Source organism: Xylocopilactobacillus apicola (assembly GCF_033095985.1).
Taxonomy (GTDB): Bacteria; Bacillota; Bacilli; order Lactobacillales; family Lactobacillaceae; genus Xylocopilactobacillus; species Xylocopilactobacillus apicola.
In genome coordinates, this window is sequence record NZ_AP026802.1 from 1560433 (window position 1) to 1581356 (window position 20924).

Genomic DNA, 20924 nt, shown 5'->3' on the forward strand with positions numbered 1-20924 from the left:
TGGGAAGAAAAGGAGAAAATTTTTCAATGATAAAATTAATTGCATCTGATATGGACGGGACCCTTTTAAATCATGACATGATCGTTCCCGAGGAAAACATTAAAGCTATTAAGCATGCGCAAGAAGAAGGAATCGAGTTTATGATTGCAACTGGACGTAATATCACCGAAGCTCGGCCGTTGCTGGCTAAATATGACTTAGAAACGGCGTTCATCACACTTAATGGGGCGCAAGTTTACGATGAAGACAACAACGTTAGAGTTGAATTCCCGTTAACCCCCGAGTGGATTAAAAAAGTGGTGCAGGAATTAAAAGCAGAAGATCTTTATTTTGAAATTATCACAAGTGACGGAATTTTTTCTGATAACAAGGTCAAAAGAATCAACAATCTCGCTAGTTTAATTTCTAATTTAAATCCCGACACTCCTTTTAAGCTCGCAATTGCTTTATCTTCTGCCCGGATGGAGCTGATGAATATCAAATACGTCGATAGTTATGAGCAAATTTTGTCAGATCCCAACATTGTTGTCTTTAAGATTATCGCTTTTGACACGGAAACTACCGAACATCTTAATGCTGTCAAGAATCGGCTCTTGTCTTTACCAAATCCAGGCGTCGCAATTACTGCCAGCTCAACTTACAATATTGAAATTAACGATATTCACGCCCAAAAAGGCATTGCTTTAAAGAAATACGCCGAACAAAGAGGGCTGACCGCTGAAAATGTGATGTCTCTTGGCGACAATGTAAACGATACGACGATGATCGAATACGCAAAGTATTCCGTTGCAATGGGTAACGCCATTGATGACATCAAAAAAATTGCCACTTGGCAAACTGATACCAACAATAACGCTGGTGTCGCAAAAGCCATTGAACGAGCAATCGAATTTAATCAAAAAAGCTGATAAACTCGGCTTTTTTTGTATTCGGCTTCAACTGCATTGTAAAAATAAAAATGAACTTTGAGGCGCCTCTCTTCTCGACTTTCTTCAAAAACACTCATTCGGTTACCTCCAAATACTGCGATCGTTCCTTAGTAATGAATAACTGATCACTAGCTGATTTTAAACATTGATCCAAAGGTCGATCAGAGACTACATAAAGGTAATAGTCATAACCGAAATGAAAAGCAACAGAAGTGCCTTCTAATTTACACCAGATTTTTTCCGCAAAATGAACTTTGCGAGTTTTTTTAGTTCATCAAACTTGACCAGTTGACCTTCACGATAGCCAGAAATATGATTAAAATTCTCTAGCTCTTTAATTGCAACTTGCTCGATGACATCTAAGTAGTTGTTCTCCATTTGTTGATACAGGATTTTAGAAACGATTAAGCCCACCTAGTCCACTCGCTTGTAGAATTATATTTTGAAACAATTTAACTACTAACCATCTTTATTGATTTGATATTTTCGTTCATCGATAAATCCTCGACGATCTCGGCATAACTCATCTCCGGAGGAATCTCCAGCTCATACTCGTTAGAATAAAGTTGATTTTCACTAGCAATAATCACATCAAGAACCACAATTTTATGCTCTACAAAATAATTTTGGATAAATTCTCTCGTCTCTTTGCGATGCCAATATTCAATCAAAACTTTCTTACTGGATTGGAAATGAAAAAGCTTTTTAAAAACTATTAAAACCAGTAAAACAACAACCGTCCCGGTACTGGCTATTCGATAATCCCCGATCCCAATTGCAAGTCCAATAATCGCAACAAGCCAAATACTAGCAGCAGTCGTTAAACCGTGAGTGTCCTGTTTAACGATCACAATTGTTCCCGCACCTAAAAAGCCAATGCCACTGACAACCTCAGCAATCAAACGAGATTCATCAGCATTAATTATCTTCGCATACTGCGGATTTTGAACAAAAAGTGCGAAAGCCGCATAACCAATTTTTTTTGCAGCAAAGCAATAATACAAGCTCCAACGCAGACTAAAACATGAGTTCTAATCCCAGCAAATTGATTTTTTTGCTGACGATTAAACCCAATCAAGCCTGCACAAATAACAGCTAAAAATAAACGGAGTACGATTTCTGCGATAGATAAGTTAAACTTCACTTTTTTTAATGTTCTTAATTCTGGCAAGCGCCAGCTTCAAGTCAATCCCTTCTTCCACTATTCTAATAATATTTTGCGTAATTTATTCTGATCGGTAATCGAAAATTCAAGACCCTTGGTCACAAAATCAGCAAAACTACCATATAACTTTTTAATCTCATCTAGTGCTGCATCAAAATACTCAGATTTAACAATCAGCATTTCATGAAGATTCAGCAGCAATTCTTCATCATCAGTGACACTACGATAAACTTGCATTTTTGACTCAATTGAATTCGCATTATAATCGTTACTTAATAGATAATCTTCTTTAATTTTTGACTCCGGTACTCCTAAAATTCCCAAAATCAAAGCTGATGCAAATCCGGTGCGGTCTTTGCCACCACGACAATGCTGCAAAATTGCGTAGTTTTCTTCTTTTAGATAAACATGCAAAAGTTTCTGAAAAACTAAGCGATTTTCTGGTACGTTAACAAAACTTCGCATCAGGTTTTCCATTTGGTCTTTCATATGTAAGAAACTGTCGAAGTGACCAGACTTAATCAATTCAAGCGAGGTTTTTCGTTTAGATGTGCCAGTTAAATTTTCTGAAGCCATTGATGCCAACTTTGCAACTGGCGCTAGACTAAGCAGCTGAACGCCTTCAATTAAAGGATCAGGTTCAAGATTAATTTCCGTTTGACTACGCAAATCGATCACAGTTTTGATTTGATACTTTTTGGTGATAATCTCTTCCTCAGCTGGTGTTAAATGACATATTGCATCACTTCGGTATAATAATCCTTTTTTAACTTTTTGGCCAGAAGTTGTTTTTGATCCTCCGTAATCTCTAAAATTATTTAAATTAGCAAAATCCATTATTTATCCTTTCTTAATCCTTGTTTCCAGAAACTCATTTATATGGACAGAGCATTTTATTTCTTTAAAAAATTGCTTTGATTTTTTATGGAGTTGTATTTATCAGTGAAAAGGTTACAGTTGCTTTGTAACTTCCAGCACTTGGAATATCACTTGGTTTTGATTTAAAACTCAGCGTCCATGGATAGCTCTTATTAAATGGTTGATTATCACTTCTTGTCCCACTGTAAATGGTCTGCCCTGTTGGCGTCAAATGCGTTGTCGTACCTGCAGTTGTATCGTGATAATACAACGGATCTCCACTAATTTTCTTTGTCGAATCTGTCGCCAAAGTGAACGCCTTCGTTACCGCTGCCTCAATATGCCAATCCTTGTTGATGTCACTATTGCGATTATCGGTTAGATTTAAGTTCTGTGCTGTGCTCACATATTCTTGATCCTTTAAATACCCCGCATGAATCCCTAAATCTATATTACCCTCGTCCGTCTCTAACGTCTGGGAACCAATCTGATCCCATACATAAGTTCTCGTATCATTTCTCACCGCTGATTCATTCATCATCTGAGTTACAGTCAACGCATTTCCTTTTGGTTTGTGAGGACTCCCCGTTCCAACCTCGCGCCACTGTGGATTAGTCGCATAATACACTGGTGTTGGGTTTTCGACATCATTGATTTCATCCCCGGGATTTGGATCTTTTAACATATCATTAGCTACATAATCTTCAAGAATAAAGTTCGGTCCAAACGTTAACTTCCAAAGTTTTGGCGTACTAGCTAACATTGCTTTGCGGCTGGAACTATATACCCGCTTTGTGTTAAAATTCTTTAAATCTAAACTAGTTAAATTAGTGCAGCCTGAAAACATTGAATTAAAATTGTTGACTTTCTCAGTATTAAAATCACCTACGTTTAAACTTGTTACGCTTGAACAATTATTAAACATACTATTCATATTCGTTACATTATCTGTCTTAAATTTGTTGCTTATGTTTATACTTGTTACATTTGAGCACCCATTAAACATACCATTCATATTCGTCACATTATCTGTCTCAAAGAAACTAACATCAATGCTTGGTAATGCCACACACCGATTAAACATATTCTCCATTGTTGTCACATTAATGGTTTTAAAATTAGACGAATCCATCTTAAGATCGGTCAATGACCGGCAGTAATAAAACATCCCTGACATATCTGTGACCTTGCTTGTCTCAAAACTTCTCAAATCTAGTGACGTTAACCCGGTACAAAAACCAAACATTGAACGCATATTTAATACGTTACTTGTAATAAAATTATCCAAATTTATGGTCGGTAACGAGGTGCATTCAAAAAACATCAAAGACATGTCCGTAACCATACTTGTATTAAAATGCGTTACATCTAAACTTGGTAAACTCGAACAGCTTGTGAACATTGATGACATATTGGTTACTTTACTTGTATCAAATTTCGTTACATCCAAGCTTGTTAAGTCATTACACTCCTTAAACATCGCTGTCATGTCGTTCACATTACTAGTATTAAAGTGAGTCACATCCAAATTGATTAGCTGCTTACAGTAACTGAACATACTTGACATATTTGTCACTTTAATTGTATTAAAATTAGTCACATCCAGAGTGGGAAGTGATGAACACGAAGAAAACATCGAACCCATGTTGGTTACTTCACTAGTATCAAGCTGCGCAAGTCCCTCAATTGAGGTCATTGCAGTCATTCCGTTAAAAAGTCCAAATAGTGAACCCTTAGCTGTCACTCCCGGGGAAATAACGGTTTTGACGATCTGACTATCTTTTTGATACCATGGCCAGTCTGAAACAGGTTTGCCATCAACACCAATATAACTAACGTGATCAACCTCAAAATTCAGTTCATGTGGATAGATGGTTAATACTCCTGCAGCAAATCTCCACCAATAAGTCCCCCATACATAAGTAGATCTCGTTGCCCCTACTCGATACCTAGTCATGATTTCATTCGCTGAAATCAAAGGCCCATTAGGACTTGTTACACTACCTGTTCCAACTTCTTGCCACTGAAAAGTACTACCAGATGCTGCTGGCAGATCACCCGATTCTGGAAAACGTGTATTGGGACCTAAAGTTAAATTAGAAAGTGCCTTAGCCCCTGTAAACATGTGATTAGTGGTAGTAGCATAATTCATCTTTAAAAAAGATAAATCAAGCGTCGCAAGGCTCGTACAATTTTCAAAAAGGTGACTAAAATCTTGACAGGAAGTAGTAGTAACATTTTGAAGACCGGATACTGAGGTAAGATACGGCATGTTTGAAAACATGTACGACATTGATTTAGCCGATACCCCTGCATTAATAACAACACTTTTTACATTTTCTCTACGGGAATCCCACGGCCAGTCCGCCGCACTTGTTGGTAAAATATCAATATTATGTGCATAAATAATTAATGTGCCTTGACTGTTTATTTCCCACCAATTACTTTGCGTTAAAGTAGCATTATTTGTCTTTGGAACAAAGTTTGCCGTATTGTAAACGAGATCGGTACTTGCAAGTGGAGAACTAGGATTTACGCTATTGTAAAAATATGAGCCCCATGTCGGCTGCCCCGCATCATCAATCAATTGATTAGACTGATCATAGATTGAAACACTGGAGGCAATCTGTGAACCTGGCGGAGTGGATGAATTACCCGCAACCGCAGTAATTACGATTTGTCCCTGATCATTTACCGTTAAATTGGCTTTATCTGCCCCTTGATAAGTCATGGATACAGTATTTGAACCCATATAATTCGGGCTTAAGTTATTACTCAATCCATTGTTTAAAGGAACATATAATAACCCATCTTTTTGCGTAACTCCTGCTGGTAGAGGAGCTATTGGTTCGAAAATTCCTCCCAATGATTGAACTGCTGTTACATTTGACCATATCCCTGAAATAGATGAACTGCGAGCAGAGTAACTAAAAGTAACTTTATCTCCCGGATTAATTGCTGATGTTGTTGTTAAAGCCCCTCCATTAACTCTCATCTTAAGATTTGCATATGGTTCAGATGCATTTATTGGAATCTTACGGTAAACGTAGTTAAGGAAAATAATATTCCCGAAATTTGTTTTTACTGTAACGTTAGACCCGACCGTATTTACTGAGGCCCCACTGCTAGCAGATCCCAATCTTTTATTAATTCGCCCATTATTTTGATAGAAAGTGCCATTAACTTGTGCTCTTTGATACGTATAACCGTCTTTATAAATGGTTGGTGTTGAACTAGTATCAACAAATTCTGGTGAGCCTGGATGCGTCCTCTGCCAATCAGATTGTAAAGTACTTACTGGTGTTTTCAGATCGGTCCCATTCTCATCAACGTAACGAGTGGTAATAATCTCGTCTCCCGGAGTAAAAGTCCCCTGAATATTTTTAATCGTATTAGTTTCATAAGTATCTCCAGTTGACCCAAGGATTGAAAAAGCCCAATTACTGCGATCCGCAATTACATTTCTTTCGTCAGCGTTTAAAATTTTTACCCAAGTTACTTTCCGATCAATATCTACTGTCAAGCGATAAGTACTAGCATCATAAGAAATCGTCATATGATGCCAAGCACGATCGATCATTTGCACTCTTGCAGTTCCACTAACTGTCCCTTCCGCATTGCTTTTAGGAGTAACCGTCATCCCATTTAGGGCAGCAGAAAGAATAGAAGCATAACCATATCCATTACTATCTGTACTAATAAATGCTCCATAACTGTTATCATCAATATTATTATAAACAAAGCGATCATCCGGTTTCGAATACTGATCAAGTAAATGATACGTGGAATCCCCGTAAGGTGTACTTTGCATCGAAGGATACATTGGCAAATAATCTAATCCATTAAAATGCGTATCAACTTTAAAAGCCAACGCATTCATCAAATCACTTACTCCCAAACACCCTCCACGTAAACCAAGTGAATGAACCGTCTGTCCATTATCCGGATCACTAGCATAAGTGACCGGACTTTGAGTCGCATCCGCATGACGTCCGAAAACGCTAGGCAAAGTATAACTACTCATTCCATGAGTCCCTGTTACTCGATCACCAGGTCGATAGATAGGATGGAAGGCAAACCCCAAACCATCGGCGCCCGTTGCTGCTCCCGGAATGATTTGTAAATCCCAATTAAAGTTAAAATTCTTAGTCATGTCAACCGTCGCATTAAGAGAAACTGCTCCTAGCTGCTTTGTGGAGTTTGTGATTACTACGGTACCCCAAGTGCCATCAGGGTTAACGTTAACTCTGGCACTACCTACAGGAGCGAAAAAGTTTTGACTGTCTCCAACTCCCACTGTTACTGGAGAAATCCCATCACGTGGTTGAATCCTCATTGGATTTACTTCTGGCAAAACTGGGTTATTATTCGTAAATCCTTGATTTGCAAGCAAATTTTCTTTTAATTTATCAATTTTCACTAACGAATTTTTATTTAATGTTACTTCTGCAACTTCACCACCTGCAGCAGCTAGTTGATATGTTAGTGCTGATTGATGACTAAAAGTAGCAGTAACACTGGATTCTTTGGCAGAACTTTTATCATCCTTTAAAAGCCAAGTAATTTCATCATCACGGGAAATTGTCCGCAATCTCGTTTCTGCAGGACAATACAAATTAGTAAATTCTGCTAAGTTAAGCCCGACTTCTTGATCAACTTGTAAGGGCAAATGTCCGTCAATTAACGCCAAATGATCAGTATCATGGAAGAAAAATTGCAACTTGATCTGCGCACTGGGATCTGTCCCTTTAAGATAAACCGAGCCAATCGAAGGGATCAACGCAGTTTTTGTCTTTTGCGTGCTTACAATCATTACAGCATCCAACAATTGACCAGCGGAATCACTACCAATAGCTGAATATCTAAACTTTGCTTTCATCGGACCAGCAGAAACTACAGCCAATTGGTAAGCGTTACCCATCTGTTTATCCACACGACAATTATCCTGACTAAGCAATTTAACAGAAGATCCGTTTGTTGAATCCGGAGTAAATGAAAACTTTCCCGCCAAAGGCGTACTCAAATCAGTTTTTACCGTAGATAATTTTGTAATGCTTACAGTATTTCCAGCTCGATCGGTTAAACCATTTTGGGACCTTAAATGAATTGTTATCCCAAGGATTAACAACACAATCACAAAGCTACCAAACAAAACTTTAAAATTTTGCCTTATCTTTAAAATTATTCTTTTATTCATGGTTTTCCACACTTATTTATCTTTAATGACATTATATGGTATTTTACATCCTAAAAAAACTAAAAAAGGCAAAAAAATTTTCCGATTTTGAAATTCTGTTGTTTTAGCAAAAAAATTCAAATCCGTCTTATGTATAATAAGCGCGACATATTTAATGATTTTAAATATTTTGATGATCAAGCTTACAAATGGCTTAATTCATGACCGGTTAGATTAGTACTTCCCAAGTCTAAACTAAAAGATTATCTTTAATTATTTATCCTTTCTGCAGCTTCTTCATCAACGATAACCGTTAAATCGGGATGTAATTTCAAAATTGAGGATGGATACTTATTTTCCACTGGTCCGTCTACCAAATGCCAAATAGCATCAGCTTTTTCAGTTCCGGTGGCAATCAAAATTAACTTTCGCGCATTCATGACGCTTTTTGGGCCCATTGTAATCCAGTAATCAGGTACAAGTAACGGATCAGAAAAATGTCTTCCAATCAAGTCTTTCAATGCACCCTTGGCCTCAACTTTAACAGTTTGATCTGCAAAATTAGTTGTCCCCGGTAAATTACCACAATAATGTCCATCTTTACCGATTCCTAAAAGCATTGCATCTAATCCGCCAGCCAAAAGAAGATTATGATCATGATTTTCAAAATTCTCGCTAGTCAGATGATGAATTCTTTTTGAATCGATTCCTGCTGGGTCCAAATATAATTTCTTCAGATCACGCATAGTTACTCCAATAAAATTTGGATCAGTTGAAGGAATTTCATCAAAATTATAATAGTGAACATGATCAAAAGCAGAATTTCTCTTAATGCGTGGCGCTAAATATTCATACACTCCCTTTGGTGTATTGCCAGCTGTGATCGATAAATTATAGCGTGTTTGTTTACTTAGCATTGATCCGATTAACATTTCCCCTGTCAATTCGTTCAACTCTTTCTTATTAGCTACTCTAATTATTTTCATCTTACATTTTCTCCATTTTCTACAATTTTAATCAATGATTCTTCAGCCTTGATCGGCTCGCTATCTGCTGGACTCAAAACTGAAAGGTAATTTGACGAATTGGTAATTACAACGATTACTGTTGGATCATAGCCAGATTCCTTTATTTTAGCTAGATCGAATTCTAAGAGTTTTTGACCAACTCTAACTTGATCACCCTCTTTAACAAAACTTTCAAAATATTTGCCCTCTAAATTAACAGTGTCGATTCCAATATGAAGCATTACTTCAACTCCTTCATCAGAAATGAGCCCAATTGAATGCCTAGTTTTAAAAACCATTTGAACTTTACCAGTAACTGGCGCCAAAATAACACCATCACTTGGCATAATTGCTACAGTTTTGCCCATCAATTCCTTAGAAAAAGTCTCATCTTGAACATCTTCAGTTAAATAAACATCACCATTTACCGGACTTTTAACATCAATTGCAGTTAAATCAGTTTGGGATTTTTCGCTACTTGGAACTTCCTCAAGCTTGAAGACAGTTTTTGAAAGTAAAAACGTGATAATAATTGTACTTACAATACTCACTCCTACACCAATTAGAAAACCAGCAGATTTATCATTTAGAAACACGGGAACTGACAATACACTTGGCATCACCATTGCCATTGCCTTGGCTCCCATTGCAGCACCGATTCCGCCCCCAAGCGCTCCGCCAAGGCAAGCTCCAGCAAAAGCAGCTTTATATTTTACTAAAACTCCATATAACGCTGGTTCTGTAATTCCTAAGAAACCCGAAATTGTAGCAGAAAGCGAAATTTGCTTCATTTTTTTATTTCGGACAATAAGATAAATAGCCAGTGCAGCGCTGGCCTGAGCCATTGTACTCATAAAATTCATAGCTTGCAGCGTTGAGTAACCGTAAGTTGCCACTTGTTGAATTGTTAAAGGTCTCAGCGCATGGTGCATTCCCGTCAGAACTAAAACCGGCCTTAGTCCTCCAATAATCGCTCCGGCAAGAAGGGGCGAAAAATTGATCAGGACTTGAAGGGCTTTGGCAATGTAGTCGCCGATATAAAATCCGAGCGGCGCAAGACAGAATAAAGTGATCGGGACCACCACGATTAAGGAGATTAACGGCGTGAATATAACCGTAACCATGCTCGGTAAATGATCCTCTAAGAAGCGATAAACGTAACTAAGAAACCAAACAGCTAAAATAATCGGGATAACCGATTGACTATAGTTAAACATCGGAATCGGGATAAAGCCCAAAAATTTAACTTGAGCAACTTTACCCGCGGTTGCCGCTGATATCAGAGTTGGGTACAACAAGGCCCCTGCCAAAGTCGCCGCCATATATTCGTTGGTCTTGAAAAATCGAGCCGAGCTAATTGCCAGCAAAAACGGGAAGAAATAAAACATTGCATCGGCAGAAATATTTAAGACAAACATGGTACCACTTTTGGAATCAACCCACTTCATCGTCGTTAGCAGATATAAAAATCCTTTGAGCATTCCGCCACCGATAACTGGCGCCAAACTTGGGACTAAAATTGCTGAAAGGGCATTGATGACGCGATTAATCAATGACTCTTTCTTAGTATTTGGAGCCAAATCGCTATTTTCATTTAGCCTCGGAACCTTTGAAACAATCGCCTTATAGACCTGCGTCACTTTGGGACCAATAATGACTTGATATTGACCGCCCTTTTTTTGCACGCCCATCACATCATCAAGCGCCTCAATTTTTTGATCCTGAGCTAAGCGATCATTTTTTAAATTAAAACGCAATCTTGTCACACAGTGAGTCAAAGCTTGAACATTTTGTTCTCCTCCGACATATTCAAGAATTCTTGCGGCTAAATCTTTTTCTGACATTTTTTCCTCCTTAAAATTTCCGAACTTCTCGGAAAACAGGTTATGCCAGCCAAACTGTAACTATTCCTGGATAAATTAAACATTTAATAAACGTGCTAGATGCAAAGTAAGATATAGATACTCGTCTTCGCTTACCTTGGAATGGAATCTTTTTGCCAAATAATCGCCAATCTTTTTGCTGATTTGATATTCATCAGGATACTGATCAATAATCATTTTCATCAACGATTCATTAGTAGTTACTGCGGGAGCAACCTCGTCACTTACCAGACGTAAAACAAAATATCTTAAATGATCAATAAATCTTTGATAAGAAATTGATTGCAAGTCAATCTCTTTATCACTGCTAATTCTAATTAGCGAATTGACATCCTTAGACACTTTAAGCAGATCGACAGTAGTATCAATTGAACTAATATTTTCAATGTTATTGATGATATGAAGCGATATGAAAGCCGCTTCCGATTTAGGAAGTTTGATTTTACGTTTTGAATTGATCAAATCAACCACCGCTAAACCAACACGATAAATATCGGGATAGAAATTCCTAATCTCCCAATCTAGCGGACTTTTGATCTCCAATTTTTTTTCATAACGCTGTAAAGTAAAAACCAAATGGTCTAGTAAACCAAAGAATAACCCTTCGCCTGACTTTTCACCAACTTGTTGCTCAATAAATTTGGTCACTTCATACGTCAAATTCACATCGTCTTCATTTGCTTCACCCAATTCGCTAGCCATCTGTTTTAAGTTCCGGTGCCCGCTGGGCAAATACATTGTTTGAACATTTTGTTTATCAATCGGATCATCTGGGTGGACGCCAAAACCAATCCCTTTGCCAATCAAAACTCCCTCTAAGTTACCGGAAATTTCCGAAGCCAAGACAACATTATTATTGATTCTTCGTTTAACTTTCACATTAAGCTCATCTCCCCTTGCACTAAAAAAACCACAACTAAACCAAAGATTGTACTCTTTAGTTTAGTCATGGTTATGCCCAGAAAATCTGGTTACGATTCCATTACTTATTTAGTCTAGCATTTCTAGAAATCGTTTTCAAGTTTTTTAATAAACTACATTAACTGCTCTTTAACTAAGCATTCTGCTATTTCGACGGTATTACTAGCTGCGCCACGCAATAAATTATCAGCTACAATCCACATGTTAAAAGCACCTGGATTTTCAGCATCTGCGCGCAAACGTCCAACAAAAGTTTCCCGCTTACCCTGAGCATTAATCGGCTGCGGGTAAAGCTGCTCTTTAGGATCATCTTGTAGAACCAATCGCGGCGTCGCTGCAATTAATTCCTTAATTTCGTGAACGCTAGATTTCTCATCGTCAACTGTGAAGTAAACACTCTCACCGTGACCGACTGCGACAGGAACACGCACACATGTTGCTGTAACTTTGATCTCAGGAGCGTCCGCATCGTTTAACAAAATTTTCTTGGTTTCATGAATCATTTTCCATTCTTCATGAGTATAGCCATCCTCTTCAAAGACATCGATTTGAGGCAGCAAGTTAAAAGCTAGAGGATAGTGATGTTTCTGCCCTTTCGTCGGTAAAATTTCTGGGTGCATTGGTCGATCAGACAAATAATCTTTTGCTTCATCTCTCATTTCATTCCAGGCTGACTGTCCGGCTCCTGAAACTGCTTGATAAGTAGAGACAATAATTTGTTTTAAGCCCCACTTTTTGTATATCGGATTAAGTGCTGCAACCATTTGAATGGTCGAACAATTAGGATTAGCAATGATTCCGTGGTGATATTTGAGTTGTTTTTCGTTCACCCCTGGCACAACTAAAGGGACGGTCGGATCCATCCGAAAAGCACTAGTGTTATCAACACAGACTGCGCCTCTTTTTACTGCTTCTGGTAATAATTGTTTTGAAACAGCGCCGCCTGCCGATGATAAAACCAAGTCTACATCATCAAAAGATTCAGGAGATGCTTCTTCAACAATAATGGTTTGCCCTTTAAATTGAAGTTTTTTGCCAGCTGAGCGCTTAGATGCCAATAATTTAACTCGCTCAATTGGAATCTTGGAATCCGCCAATTCACTAATCAAGCGGCTTCCCACAGCGCCAGTTGCGCCAAGAATTGCAACTACATAACGATCTTTCATTATTGATTTACTTCCTTTGTAAGAAAATCTTTGATTCTCCGAACTGCTTCTTCAAGCTTTTCATCACTTGCTGCATACGAAAAACGAATATATCCTTCGCCGCCAGCACCAAATGAACTACCAGGAATACCTGCAACTTTACCCTTTTGAGCTAAATCTTCAGCAAAAGCCCAATCATCTGTACCATATTTAGCTGGAATTTTGACAAAAATATAAAAAGCGCCGTTACTCGGAACCGTTTCTAATCCTAAATCATTGAGCGCTTTTGTAATGTAATCGCGCCGTTTTTGATAAATTTTACTTGCTTCAACTGGGTCCTGGTCGCCATTTTCTAGCGCTTCAGTTGCTGCTGCCTGCGCTGGATTGCTAGGAGCTGTAACGAGAAATGCGTGCATTTCCATCACCCATTTAACTAATCCAGCCGGTCCTGCTAGATAACCGGCCCGATAACCAGTCATAGCGTGAGATTTCGACAATCCATTAACGATAATTGTTCGTTCAGGTAAATACTGAGCGATTGAAGTATGTGGCAAATCATAGACTAGTTCACTATAGATCTCGTCAGAAATCACCATCAAATTATGTTCTTTGATGATTGCTGCTAATTTCTCCAATTCTTCTGCTGAGTATTCACGCCCCGTTGGATTGGTCGGATAGTTTAAGATAATTGCTTTTGCCTGCGGATGTGCCGCCAAAGTCTCCTCCAACACTTCTGGAGTCAAAACAAAGTTAGTTGGCGCTGTATTAACAGAAACTAAGTTACTGCCAGTCAAATGAATAATTGGGAAATACAAGGCATAACTTGGAGTTGGAACAATGATATCATCACCCGGATGGAAGAAAGTCAGCATTGTAGCGGTCAGCGCTTCTGTCCCACCAATTGTCACCAAAACTTCAGTTTGCGGATCATAAGATAAATCAAGTTTACGTTTTAAAAAATTGCTAATTGCTGTTCGCAGGCGAAGCGTTCCTTCCTGATCTGAATAGTGAGAATCGTTATCCAAAATACTTTGAACCGCTGCTTTTTTAACGTGTTCGGGCGTATTTAGATCTGGTTCACCCAAAGTTAATTTCAAAATATCAGGAATTTTATTAACTTTTACGTCAAAATACCGAATTCCCGAAGGAGGAATATCTTTCAAACTATTTTCTTTTGAATAATTTACTAAATCTTTTGCTATTTCTGGCATTTCTTAACCACCTTTTCTTTATAATATTTTATCTAATCCAACAACTAACTCAGAAAGTTCTGACACGTGCTCAAGCGCAACTTTCACACCTTGCATAAACGATGCGCGGTCAAAAGAATCTTGGCGAATCGTTAAGGCTTCACCTGGTCCGCCAAACAAAACTTCTTCATGAGCAACATAACCTGGTAATCGCACTGAATGCACCTTCACGCCCTCATAATCAGCACCACGAGCTGCAACATGTGCAGCAGGTGCTAACGGTTTCTCTAACCGACTTTTTGCAATCAGTTGCGCCGTCGCAGCTGCAGTACCAGAAGGGGCATCTAATTTATCTTCGTGATGCATTTCAATGACTTCAGCATCCGGGAAATATTGTGCTGCCATTTGAACAAATTTCATTAGTAAGACCGCTGATAAGCCGAAGTTCGGCACGATAATGCCTCCCATCTGCTCTTTAGCAGCAATTTCTTGTAATTTGGAAATTTGCGTTTCAGTTAGTCCACTGGTACCAATAATCGGGCGATAGTGATGTTCTAAAGCAAATTTTGTATTATTAAAAACTGCTTGGGGCGTGGTAAAATCTAGCCAAATATCAGCAGCAAGTGTCAAATCTTTTAAATCGATAAATAATTTAGTTTCTGAGGATAATTTCTTCGCTGCTGGGCAATCTGCAGTCAAGTCCGGTGCTATGACGCCCGCTAGCTCGAAATCAGTTAGACTTTCAATTAAGTCTGCACATTTTTGCCCCATTGAACCAGTTATTCCAGCAATAATTACTCTTTTTGTCATTTAATCTCCTTAAGTTCCTTAACTCCAAGTGCTCTAGCTAACTGCTCAATTTCATTCTCAGCTAGATCAACAATTGGCAAGCGACAGCCGCCACTGGCAAACCCTTGCGCATTAAGGACCGCTTTGACTGGGGATGGCGAAGGATAAAGAAATAATCCTTGCATCTTCAAAATCAAGTCACGCTGGATCGCACCAGCCCAGTCCGCCCGTCCATCAGCTAAAGTATCGTACATTTTACGCATCTGCTCGCCATAAACATGGCTTGCTACCGAGATAACACCTTTTGCACCAATGGATTTCGCTGCTAAGGACTGCGGATCTTCGCCCGTATAGACCAAAAAATCATCCGGCGTCTTCTCAATTAATTCAGCAAGATCTTCAAGGCTTGTACACTGTTTAACTCCTTTAATCAAAGGATTTTGCGCCAATTCAATAATTGTCTCGTTAGAAATCGTGATTCCAGTGCGTCCTGGAATGTTATAAATCATCAGCGGTAAATCACATTCATCAGTAATTGCCTTAAAATGAGCCTTAATTCCTCTTTGATCAGGTTTATTGTAATAGGGTGCGACCACCAAAGCGAGATCGATTCCTTTAATATTACTAACTTCTTTTGTAAAACTAACGGTTTGAGCGGTGTTGTTGCTGCCCGTTCCCGCAATTACGGGAACCCGCCCTTGAACAATTTCGGCAAATTTTTCGTAGAGTTCCAACTTTTCTGCATGAGTTAAAGTTGCCCCTTCCCCGGTCGTACCACCAATTACAAACCCGCGGCTACCAGTTTTTAGCAGATGCTCAGTTAGATCTTGAAGACCTGAGTAATCAATTTTGTCATCAGCCGTAAATGGGGTAATGATTGCCGTTAAAATATCTGCTGCTTGAAAATCAGTCATTTTGTTCTCCTTTTTTGTTCCATTCGATTGTTAAAAAATCCAATAAATGCCTCAACGCCTGCTTTTATCGCTGCTTCTTTAGGAGTAAAGGCGGCCGAATGCAGCTGAGAGTCATCTTCGACTCCCAGCCAACACATTGTTCCTGGGATTTTAGAAAGTAGATATCCAAAATCTTCCCCGGTCATCGCTGGCTCGGTCTCAACATAGTTTAGATCAGGATTTTTACTAACATAATTGATAAATTGCTCAGTTAAAATCGGATCATTTTCTACCGGCAGATATCCGCCCTGATTTAATTCCACCTTGACTTCGGCATTAAAGCTGGTGGCGATCCCCGCAGCTACTTGCTTAATCCGCTCATCAATTTTTAAAATCATTTTCTGGGTCAAACCGCGAATCGTACCTTCTAAATGAGCTTTACCCGCAATCACGTTACGAATGGTTCCCGCCGACATTCTCCCAATTGTAATTACGCCGCCTTCAATTGGATTAATACTACGAGAAACAATCGTTTGAATTTGATTAATCAGCTGAGCTGCTGCAACTACCATATCATTAGCCTCTTGCGGATAAGCAGCGTGCCCACCTTTTCCAATCAGATCGATATTTACTTCTGTCGTTCCCGCAAAAAGCGTCCCTAAGCGACACCCAATTGTCCCTGCCTGTAAATCTGGCGTTACATGCAAAGCATAAATTTCATCCGGCCGCCATTTATCAGTAAAAACCTTCTGTTCGTAGGCAAGCTTCCCGCCGTTCTCGCTTTCTTCAGCTGGCTGAAAGAAAAATATCAAATTATCGAGCGGTTGATACTCGCTATAATAGCTCAAAATTCCAAGTGCTACTGTCATATGGAGGTCATGCCCACAAGCATGCATGACGCCAGGATTTTTAGAAGCATAAGCTAAACCAGTCTGCTCAGTGACCGGAAGTGCATCGATATCTGTCCGATAACCGATTGTTTTTGTAGGCTCGGATCCGATAACTCTTACTAAAAGCGCCGTCGGAAGTTCGGGAATTGTTTTGAGTTCTAAGTATTTTTGATTAAGCTTTCCAATAACTTCTAACAAGTAGCGATGCGTATCAAATTCTTTTAGTGCTAGTTCTGGATTTTGGTGAAGGTGTCGCCTAATTTCAATTAATTCATTTTCGGTCAACACAGCCATTTTTATAACTTCCTCAAATCGGTTTCAATCCCCGTTTTACTTGCAGTTTTTTCGTCGATCTTCTTGATCACACGGGCTGGAACCCCAGCTACAACAGTTTTAGGTGCTACATCTTCAGTCACTACGGCACCTGCTGCCACTACAGCTTCTGCTCCCACTTCTACACCTTCAAGCACAACAGCGTTAGCACCAATTAGCGCTCCTGCTCCGATTTTAACTGGCTTAGCTGATGCTGGTTCAATGACCCCAGCGATTACGGCACCTGCTCCGACGTGAGCATTAGCGCCAACTACCGCGCGTCCTCCGAGCACTGCATTCATATCAATCATCGCTTTTGCTCCAACTTCGGCCCCGATATTAATAACTGCCCCCATCATAATCACTGCGTTATTACCAATTGACACTTGATCTCTAATCAGCGCCCCCGGTTCAATTCGAGCGTTGATCGTCTTTAGATCCAGAAGCGGAACTGCTGAGTTGCGAGCCCAATTGTCTACTTCATAATCAGTAATGCGCGTTTCTTCCTTTAGAAAAGGTGCCAACTGAGCCCAATCGCCAAAAACCACGCCTGACGAGGCTTCAACAAATGTTTTAACTCCTTTGGGCCAAGTTAGATTTTTTAAATCGCCTTTCACATAAACCTTAACTGGCGTCTGTTTCTTGGCCGAACCAATAAATTTAATAATTTCTTCTGCGGACATTTCTTTCAAGATTAAAGCTCCTTTTCCAAAAAACAATCGTTACTAACCAAATCATCATAAGTTTCTCTTTTAACAACAATCTGAGCGTACCCATTTTCACAAAAAACAACGGACGGACGCGGCACTCGATTATAATTAGATGCCATACTATACCCGTAGGCCCCTGTTTTCAAAATGGCAATAATATCACCTGGCTTCGTAGCAGGAAGTGATTGCTCATCGATCAAGATATCGCCTGATTCACAATATCGACCTGCTAAATGAACCTTTTCGACGGACGCTGCTGTCGGGTTGTTTGCGAGAACTGCTTCATATTTTGCTTGATAAAGAGCGGGGCGAATATTATCCCCCATTCCACCATTAACTGTGAGGTAATCAGTCATCCCAGGCAAATTTTTGCGCGATCCCACCGTATATAAACTATATCCGGCTGCCCCCACAATTGAACGGCCTGGTTCAATCCAAATCTCAGGTACTTTTAAATTTAACTGATCGCACTGAGCCTTTACCTCATCAACGATGGCACCCACAAAAACGTCGGGTGCTAAAACTTCATCTTCTTCAGTGTATCTAATCCCAAACCCCCCGCCAAGATTAATAACTTTGGGTTGATAATGGTCTTGAGCGTTCCATTGATTAATGAGCTTAAACAAATTTGCAACTTCCATTTGAAAACCCGCAACAGCTGAGATCTGGGAACCAATATGGGCATGCAATCCGATTAACTCCATTTGTGGATTAGCCTGCACTTTTTTTAAAGCCGAATGAGCCTGACCCGTTGTTATATCAAAGCCAAACTTGCTATCGGCCTGACCTGTCTGAATATATTCATGTGTATGAGCACTAACGTTTGGAGTCAATCGTAACATGACGCGGATATTTTTGTCCTGTTCGGCCAACACTTCTGATAAAAGCTCAATTTCATAAAAATTATCGAGAATGATTACTCCCACTTGATGTTCAACGGCCATCTCTAACTCCGCACGTGTTTTATTATTACCGTGAAAACTAATCTTATCCATTGGGAAATTTGCTTTAATTGCGGTGTAAAGCTCTCCGCCGGAAACAACATCGATATGGGCCTTTTCTTGGGCTACAACCTGATACATCGCAATGGCACTGAAAGCTTTACTGGCATAACTCACAACAGCTGGAAATTTTCGTTTGGCAAAAGCTTCCTTGAAAGCTCGAATTTGTGAACGAATCTGCGAAACGTCATATGCCACAAGCGGCGTGCCATATTCTAAAGCCAACTTTAGTGCGTCAACTCCACCAATCACCAAGTGACCTTCTTTGTTGGTAAAATATTTTTCATTTTCCATAATGCTGCTCCCTACTAAAAAAGAGGACCCTTTTTTGCTGCAGCAATCGAAAAGAGTCCTCAAATATTTTTCGCTTAAATCTTGTTTTTTAAAAGTTCAACAAAAGCGCTCCGCAAATTTTTTTGCGACAGTCCGTAATTTATTCAACTACAGCCCAGCTAATTAACCAGTGCAGTGATTAACGCTTCGGCAGCCTTCCCTTTCGCCTGGATCATAGCTCTTGCACGAGCTCCCCAAATGTTACTGATGTTGGTTGCAACCTCTTCGATAACATGAATCATATTATTAAATGAACATTAAATCAAGTCTTTTTTGAATATTAATGCAAATTAATTTAGAAACAAAGTAAAGCTTCCAAAGAAACCGTTTTAACTATATAATGTAAGCGGTAATTACTTTTTTGGGGGTAAAAAATGTTTTCATTTCTAAAACCGGCACCTGATGCAAAAGTGAAGGTTGCACCAGATAAAGTTGCCAATACTTATAAATGGCGCCAAATCGGTGTACTTGTTTCAATCCTTCTTGGATATGCTGGCTACACGGTCATTCGCCAAGTTTTCACAATCCAGCAACACGATATTATGAAAGTGTACCATTTCTCTACCGGACAAATTGGGATGATCCTCTCCTGCTTTGGACTCGGGTATGGAATCTCCAAATTATTTATGGGAGCGCTTAGCGACAAAAGCGATAGCAATCGATATCTAGCGACTGGCCTATTTCTTTCTTCGCTGATAAATTTTGCTTTTGGTGCCACTCGAAATTTCTATATAATGTGTTTTTTGATGCTAATCATGTCAATCGCTCAAGGAATGGGAGCCGGTGCATGCCAGAGAATTATTCAACTTTGGTGGAGTAAGAAACGGCGGGGAATTGTTTTTGCAGTTTGGGGTACTTCAAAAAGCTTCGGCGCAATTCTTTGCGTTTCCTTAGTTCAATTAGCGGCGTATTTATTCTCCAACTCGATCTCGATGGTCTTTTATGCAACTGGTGTTGTTGGAGTGGTGATGAGTCTAATTGTTTGGTTTGCTGGCTGTGACCGACCTGCTGCTGTGGGATTACCTAGCATCACCGAATACGCCCACGAAGAAGTCGTACTCGACAACGGTGAAAAAAATAATAACGAATTGACTAAGATGAATATTTTCCAGATCATCACGCACTACATCATTAACAACAAATTGGTCTGGGCGGTTACTTTGACCTCAATGTGTTTATACGTGGTCAGCTACGGAATTAACACTTGGATTCCTAGTTATTTAACGCAATTTAAAGGCTTCTCGCCAACAACTGCTAAATGGTTAGTCGGAATTGTCGGCGTTGCAACGATTCCTGGCGGTATAATTAGTGGCGTTTTATCAGATTTATTTAAAAATCGTCGTGCTGCCGTCTGCGTCGTCGGAATTCTCGGAGTCATTGCCTGCTTAATTCCTTACCTGTTAAGCACCAATCACACAGTAATTATTGTTGTTTTAATTTTAATGATGAACTTTCTAAGCGCGCCGATCATGCTAGTCGGGCTAATCATCAACGAAGTCGTCCCTAAATTTGCAGTTGGAACTTCGACGGGATTTATGGGATTCTTCCAATATTTAGGCGGTGAAATTGCCGCAACTGCGCTAGTAGGTCTACTAGTTGACAAATACGGTTGGGGCGCCAACATCACTGTTTTGTTCGTGGCCTCAGCGCTTGCCTTATGTTTGTCCATTTACATCATGATTACCGAGCGAAAATTAGATCGATCCTAAGAGCCATCGCCGA

Annotated in this window: 17 protein-coding genes and 1 riboswitch; of the genes, 2 read left to right on the forward strand and 15 right to left on the reverse strand. The window is 39.5% G+C overall.

The features are described 5' to 3' along the window. Nucleotides 1-26: 26 nt before the first annotated feature. Nucleotides 27-908, forward strand: a complete 882-nt coding sequence (locus R8495_RS07630) for a Cof-type HAD-IIB family hydrolase (protein WP_317634881.1) — start codon at nucleotides 27-29, stop codon at nucleotides 906-908. A gap of 240 nt (nucleotides 909-1148) precedes the next feature. Here the strand turns inward: R8495_RS07630 and R8495_RS07635 are convergent, their stop codons facing one another. The 15 genes from R8495_RS07635 to lysA all read right to left on the reverse strand — a co-directional run bounded on the left by R8495_RS07635 (nucleotide 1149) and on the right by lysA (nucleotide 19163). Beyond that, a complete protein-coding gene (locus R8495_RS07635) occupies nucleotides 1149-1343 on the reverse strand; it encodes a hypothetical protein (protein ID WP_317634882.1) in 195 nt (64 codons plus the stop codon). A 38-nt stretch (nucleotides 1344-1381) separates the two neighbouring features. Further along, a complete protein-coding gene (locus tag R8495_RS07640; RefSeq protein ID WP_317634883.1) occupies nucleotides 1382-1933 on the reverse strand; it encodes an MgtC/SapB family protein in 552 nt (183 codons plus the stop codon). After that, the gene (locus R8495_RS07645) at nucleotides 1852-2073 is read right to left on the reverse strand and encodes an MgtC/SapB family protein (RefSeq protein ID WP_317636616.1); all 222 of its coding nucleotides are present in this window, start codon (nucleotides 2071-2073) and stop codon (nucleotides 1852-1854) included. Before R8495_RS07645 ends, R8495_RS07640 begins: the two co-directional genes overlap by 82 nt. Nucleotides 2074-2130: 57 nt before the next feature. Further along, nucleotides 2131-2931 (reverse strand): tyrosine-protein phosphatase, encoded by an 801-nt coding sequence (locus tag R8495_RS07650; protein WP_317634884.1) that lies wholly within the window; start codon nucleotides 2929-2931, stop codon nucleotides 2131-2133. Between the two features lie 85 nt (nucleotides 2932-3016). Continuing rightward, the gene (locus R8495_RS07655) at nucleotides 3017-8149 is read right to left on the reverse strand and encodes a BspA family leucine-rich repeat surface protein (RefSeq protein ID WP_317634885.1); all 5133 of its coding nucleotides are present in this window, start codon (nucleotides 8147-8149) and stop codon (nucleotides 3017-3019) included. A 248-nt stretch (nucleotides 8150-8397) separates the two neighbouring features. Further along, on the reverse strand, nucleotides 8398-9114 hold the full coding sequence (locus tag R8495_RS07660) for a glucosamine-6-phosphate deaminase (RefSeq protein WP_317634886.1): 717 nt from the start codon (nucleotides 9112-9114) through the stop codon (nucleotides 8398-8400). Further along, a complete protein-coding gene (locus tag R8495_RS07665) occupies nucleotides 9111-10979 on the reverse strand; it encodes a beta-glucoside-specific PTS transporter subunit IIABC (protein WP_317634887.1) in 1869 nt (622 codons plus the stop codon). Before R8495_RS07665 ends, R8495_RS07660 begins: the two co-directional genes overlap by 4 nt. Before the next feature lie 75 nt (nucleotides 10980-11054). Then, on the reverse strand, nucleotides 11055-11897 hold the full coding sequence (locus R8495_RS07670; RefSeq protein ID WP_317634888.1) for a PRD domain-containing protein: 843 nt from the start codon (nucleotides 11895-11897) through the stop codon (nucleotides 11055-11057). Nucleotides 11898-12052: 155 nt separating this feature from the next. Then, nucleotides 12053-13105, reverse strand: a complete 1053-nt coding sequence (locus R8495_RS07675) for an aspartate-semialdehyde dehydrogenase (RefSeq protein WP_317634889.1) — start codon at nucleotides 13103-13105, stop codon at nucleotides 12053-12055. Beyond that, complete coding sequence (locus R8495_RS07680) at nucleotides 13105-14295, reverse strand: aminotransferase class I/II-fold pyridoxal phosphate-dependent enzyme (RefSeq protein WP_317634890.1); 1191 nt, start codon at nucleotides 14293-14295, stop codon at nucleotides 13105-13107. The genes R8495_RS07675 and R8495_RS07680 overlap by 1 nt, the downstream gene beginning before the upstream one ends. Before the next feature lie 18 nt (nucleotides 14296-14313). Further along, entirely contained in the window at nucleotides 14314-15084 is a 771-nt protein-coding gene (gene dapB, locus R8495_RS07685) for a 4-hydroxy-tetrahydrodipicolinate reductase (RefSeq protein WP_317634891.1), read from the reverse strand. After that, nucleotides 15081-15977 (reverse strand): 4-hydroxy-tetrahydrodipicolinate synthase, encoded by an 897-nt coding sequence (gene dapA / locus R8495_RS07690; RefSeq protein ID WP_317634892.1) that lies wholly within the window; start codon nucleotides 15975-15977, stop codon nucleotides 15081-15083. The genes dapB and dapA overlap by 4 nt, the downstream gene beginning before the upstream one ends. Continuing rightward, the gene (locus R8495_RS07695; protein WP_317634893.1) at nucleotides 15974-17140 is read right to left on the reverse strand and encodes an N-acetyldiaminopimelate deacetylase; all 1167 of its coding nucleotides are present in this window, start codon (nucleotides 17138-17140) and stop codon (nucleotides 15974-15976) included. The genes dapA and R8495_RS07695 overlap by 4 nt, the downstream gene beginning before the upstream one ends. A 2-nt stretch (nucleotides 17141-17142) precedes the next feature. After that, the gene (gene dapD, locus R8495_RS07700) at nucleotides 17143-17850 is read right to left on the reverse strand and encodes a 2,3,4,5-tetrahydropyridine-2,6-dicarboxylate N-acetyltransferase (protein WP_317634894.1); all 708 of its coding nucleotides are present in this window, start codon (nucleotides 17848-17850) and stop codon (nucleotides 17143-17145) included. A gap of 2 nt (nucleotides 17851-17852) precedes the next feature. Next, nucleotides 17853-19163: a diaminopimelate decarboxylase gene (gene lysA, locus R8495_RS07705; RefSeq protein ID WP_317634895.1), complete on the reverse strand. Its 1311-nt coding sequence runs from the start codon at nucleotides 19161-19163 to the stop codon at nucleotides 17853-17855. Between the two features lie 95 nt (nucleotides 19164-19258). Next, a riboswitch (Lysine riboswitch) is annotated at nucleotides 19259-19436 on the reverse strand. 140 nt (nucleotides 19437-19576) lie between these two features. Between lysA and R8495_RS07710 the strand changes: the two genes are divergently transcribed. Beyond that, nucleotides 19577-20911 carry an MFS transporter gene (locus R8495_RS07710; RefSeq protein WP_317634896.1) on the forward strand — a complete coding sequence of 445 codons (1335 nt, stop codon included), beginning with the start codon at nucleotides 19577-19579 and terminating at the stop codon, nucleotides 20909-20911. Nucleotides 20912-20924 lie beyond the last annotated feature (13 nt).

Excerpts from the sequence above, each read along its gene's own strand:
- R8495_RS07665 (WP_317634887.1), bottom strand. The coding sequence starts at position 10,979 with ATGTCAGAAAAAGATTTAGCCGCAAGAATTCTTGAATATGTCGGAGGA.
- lysA (WP_317634895.1), bottom strand. The coding sequence starts at position 19,163 with ATGGAAAATGAAAAATATTTTACCAACAAAGAAGGTCACTTGGTGATT.
- R8495_RS07655 (WP_317634885.1), bottom strand. The coding sequence starts at position 8,149 with ATGAATAAAAGAATAATTTTAAAGATAAGGCAAAATTTTAAAGTTTTG.
- R8495_RS07695 (WP_317634893.1), bottom strand. The coding sequence starts at position 17,140 with ATGGCTGTGTTGACCGAAAATGAATTAATTGAAATTAGGCGACACCTT.
- R8495_RS07710 (WP_317634896.1), top strand. The coding sequence starts at position 19,577 with ATGTTTTCATTTCTAAAACCGGCACCTGATGCAAAAGTGAAGGTTGCA.
- dapB (WP_317634891.1), bottom strand. The coding sequence starts at position 15,084 with ATGACAAAAAGAGTAATTATTGCTGGAATAACTGGTTCAATGGGGCAA.
- R8495_RS07680 (WP_317634890.1), bottom strand. The coding sequence starts at position 14,295 with ATGCCAGAAATAGCAAAAGATTTAGTAAATTATTCAAAAGAAAATAGT.
- R8495_RS07630 (WP_317634881.1), top strand. The coding sequence starts at position 27 with ATGATAAAATTAATTGCATCTGATATGGACGGGACCCTTTTAAATCAT.
- dapA (WP_317634892.1), bottom strand. The coding sequence starts at position 15,977 with ATGACTGATTTTCAAGCAGCAGATATTTTAACGGCAATCATTACCCCA.
- R8495_RS07660 (WP_317634886.1), bottom strand. The coding sequence starts at position 9,114 with ATGAAAATAATTAGAGTAGCTAATAAGAAAGAGTTGAACGAATTGACA.
- R8495_RS07650 (WP_317634884.1), bottom strand. The coding sequence starts at position 2,931 with ATGGATTTTGCTAATTTAAATAATTTTAGAGATTACGGAGGATCAAAA.
- R8495_RS07675 (WP_317634889.1), bottom strand. The coding sequence starts at position 13,105 with ATGAAAGATCGTTATGTAGTTGCAATTCTTGGCGCAACTGGCGCTGTG.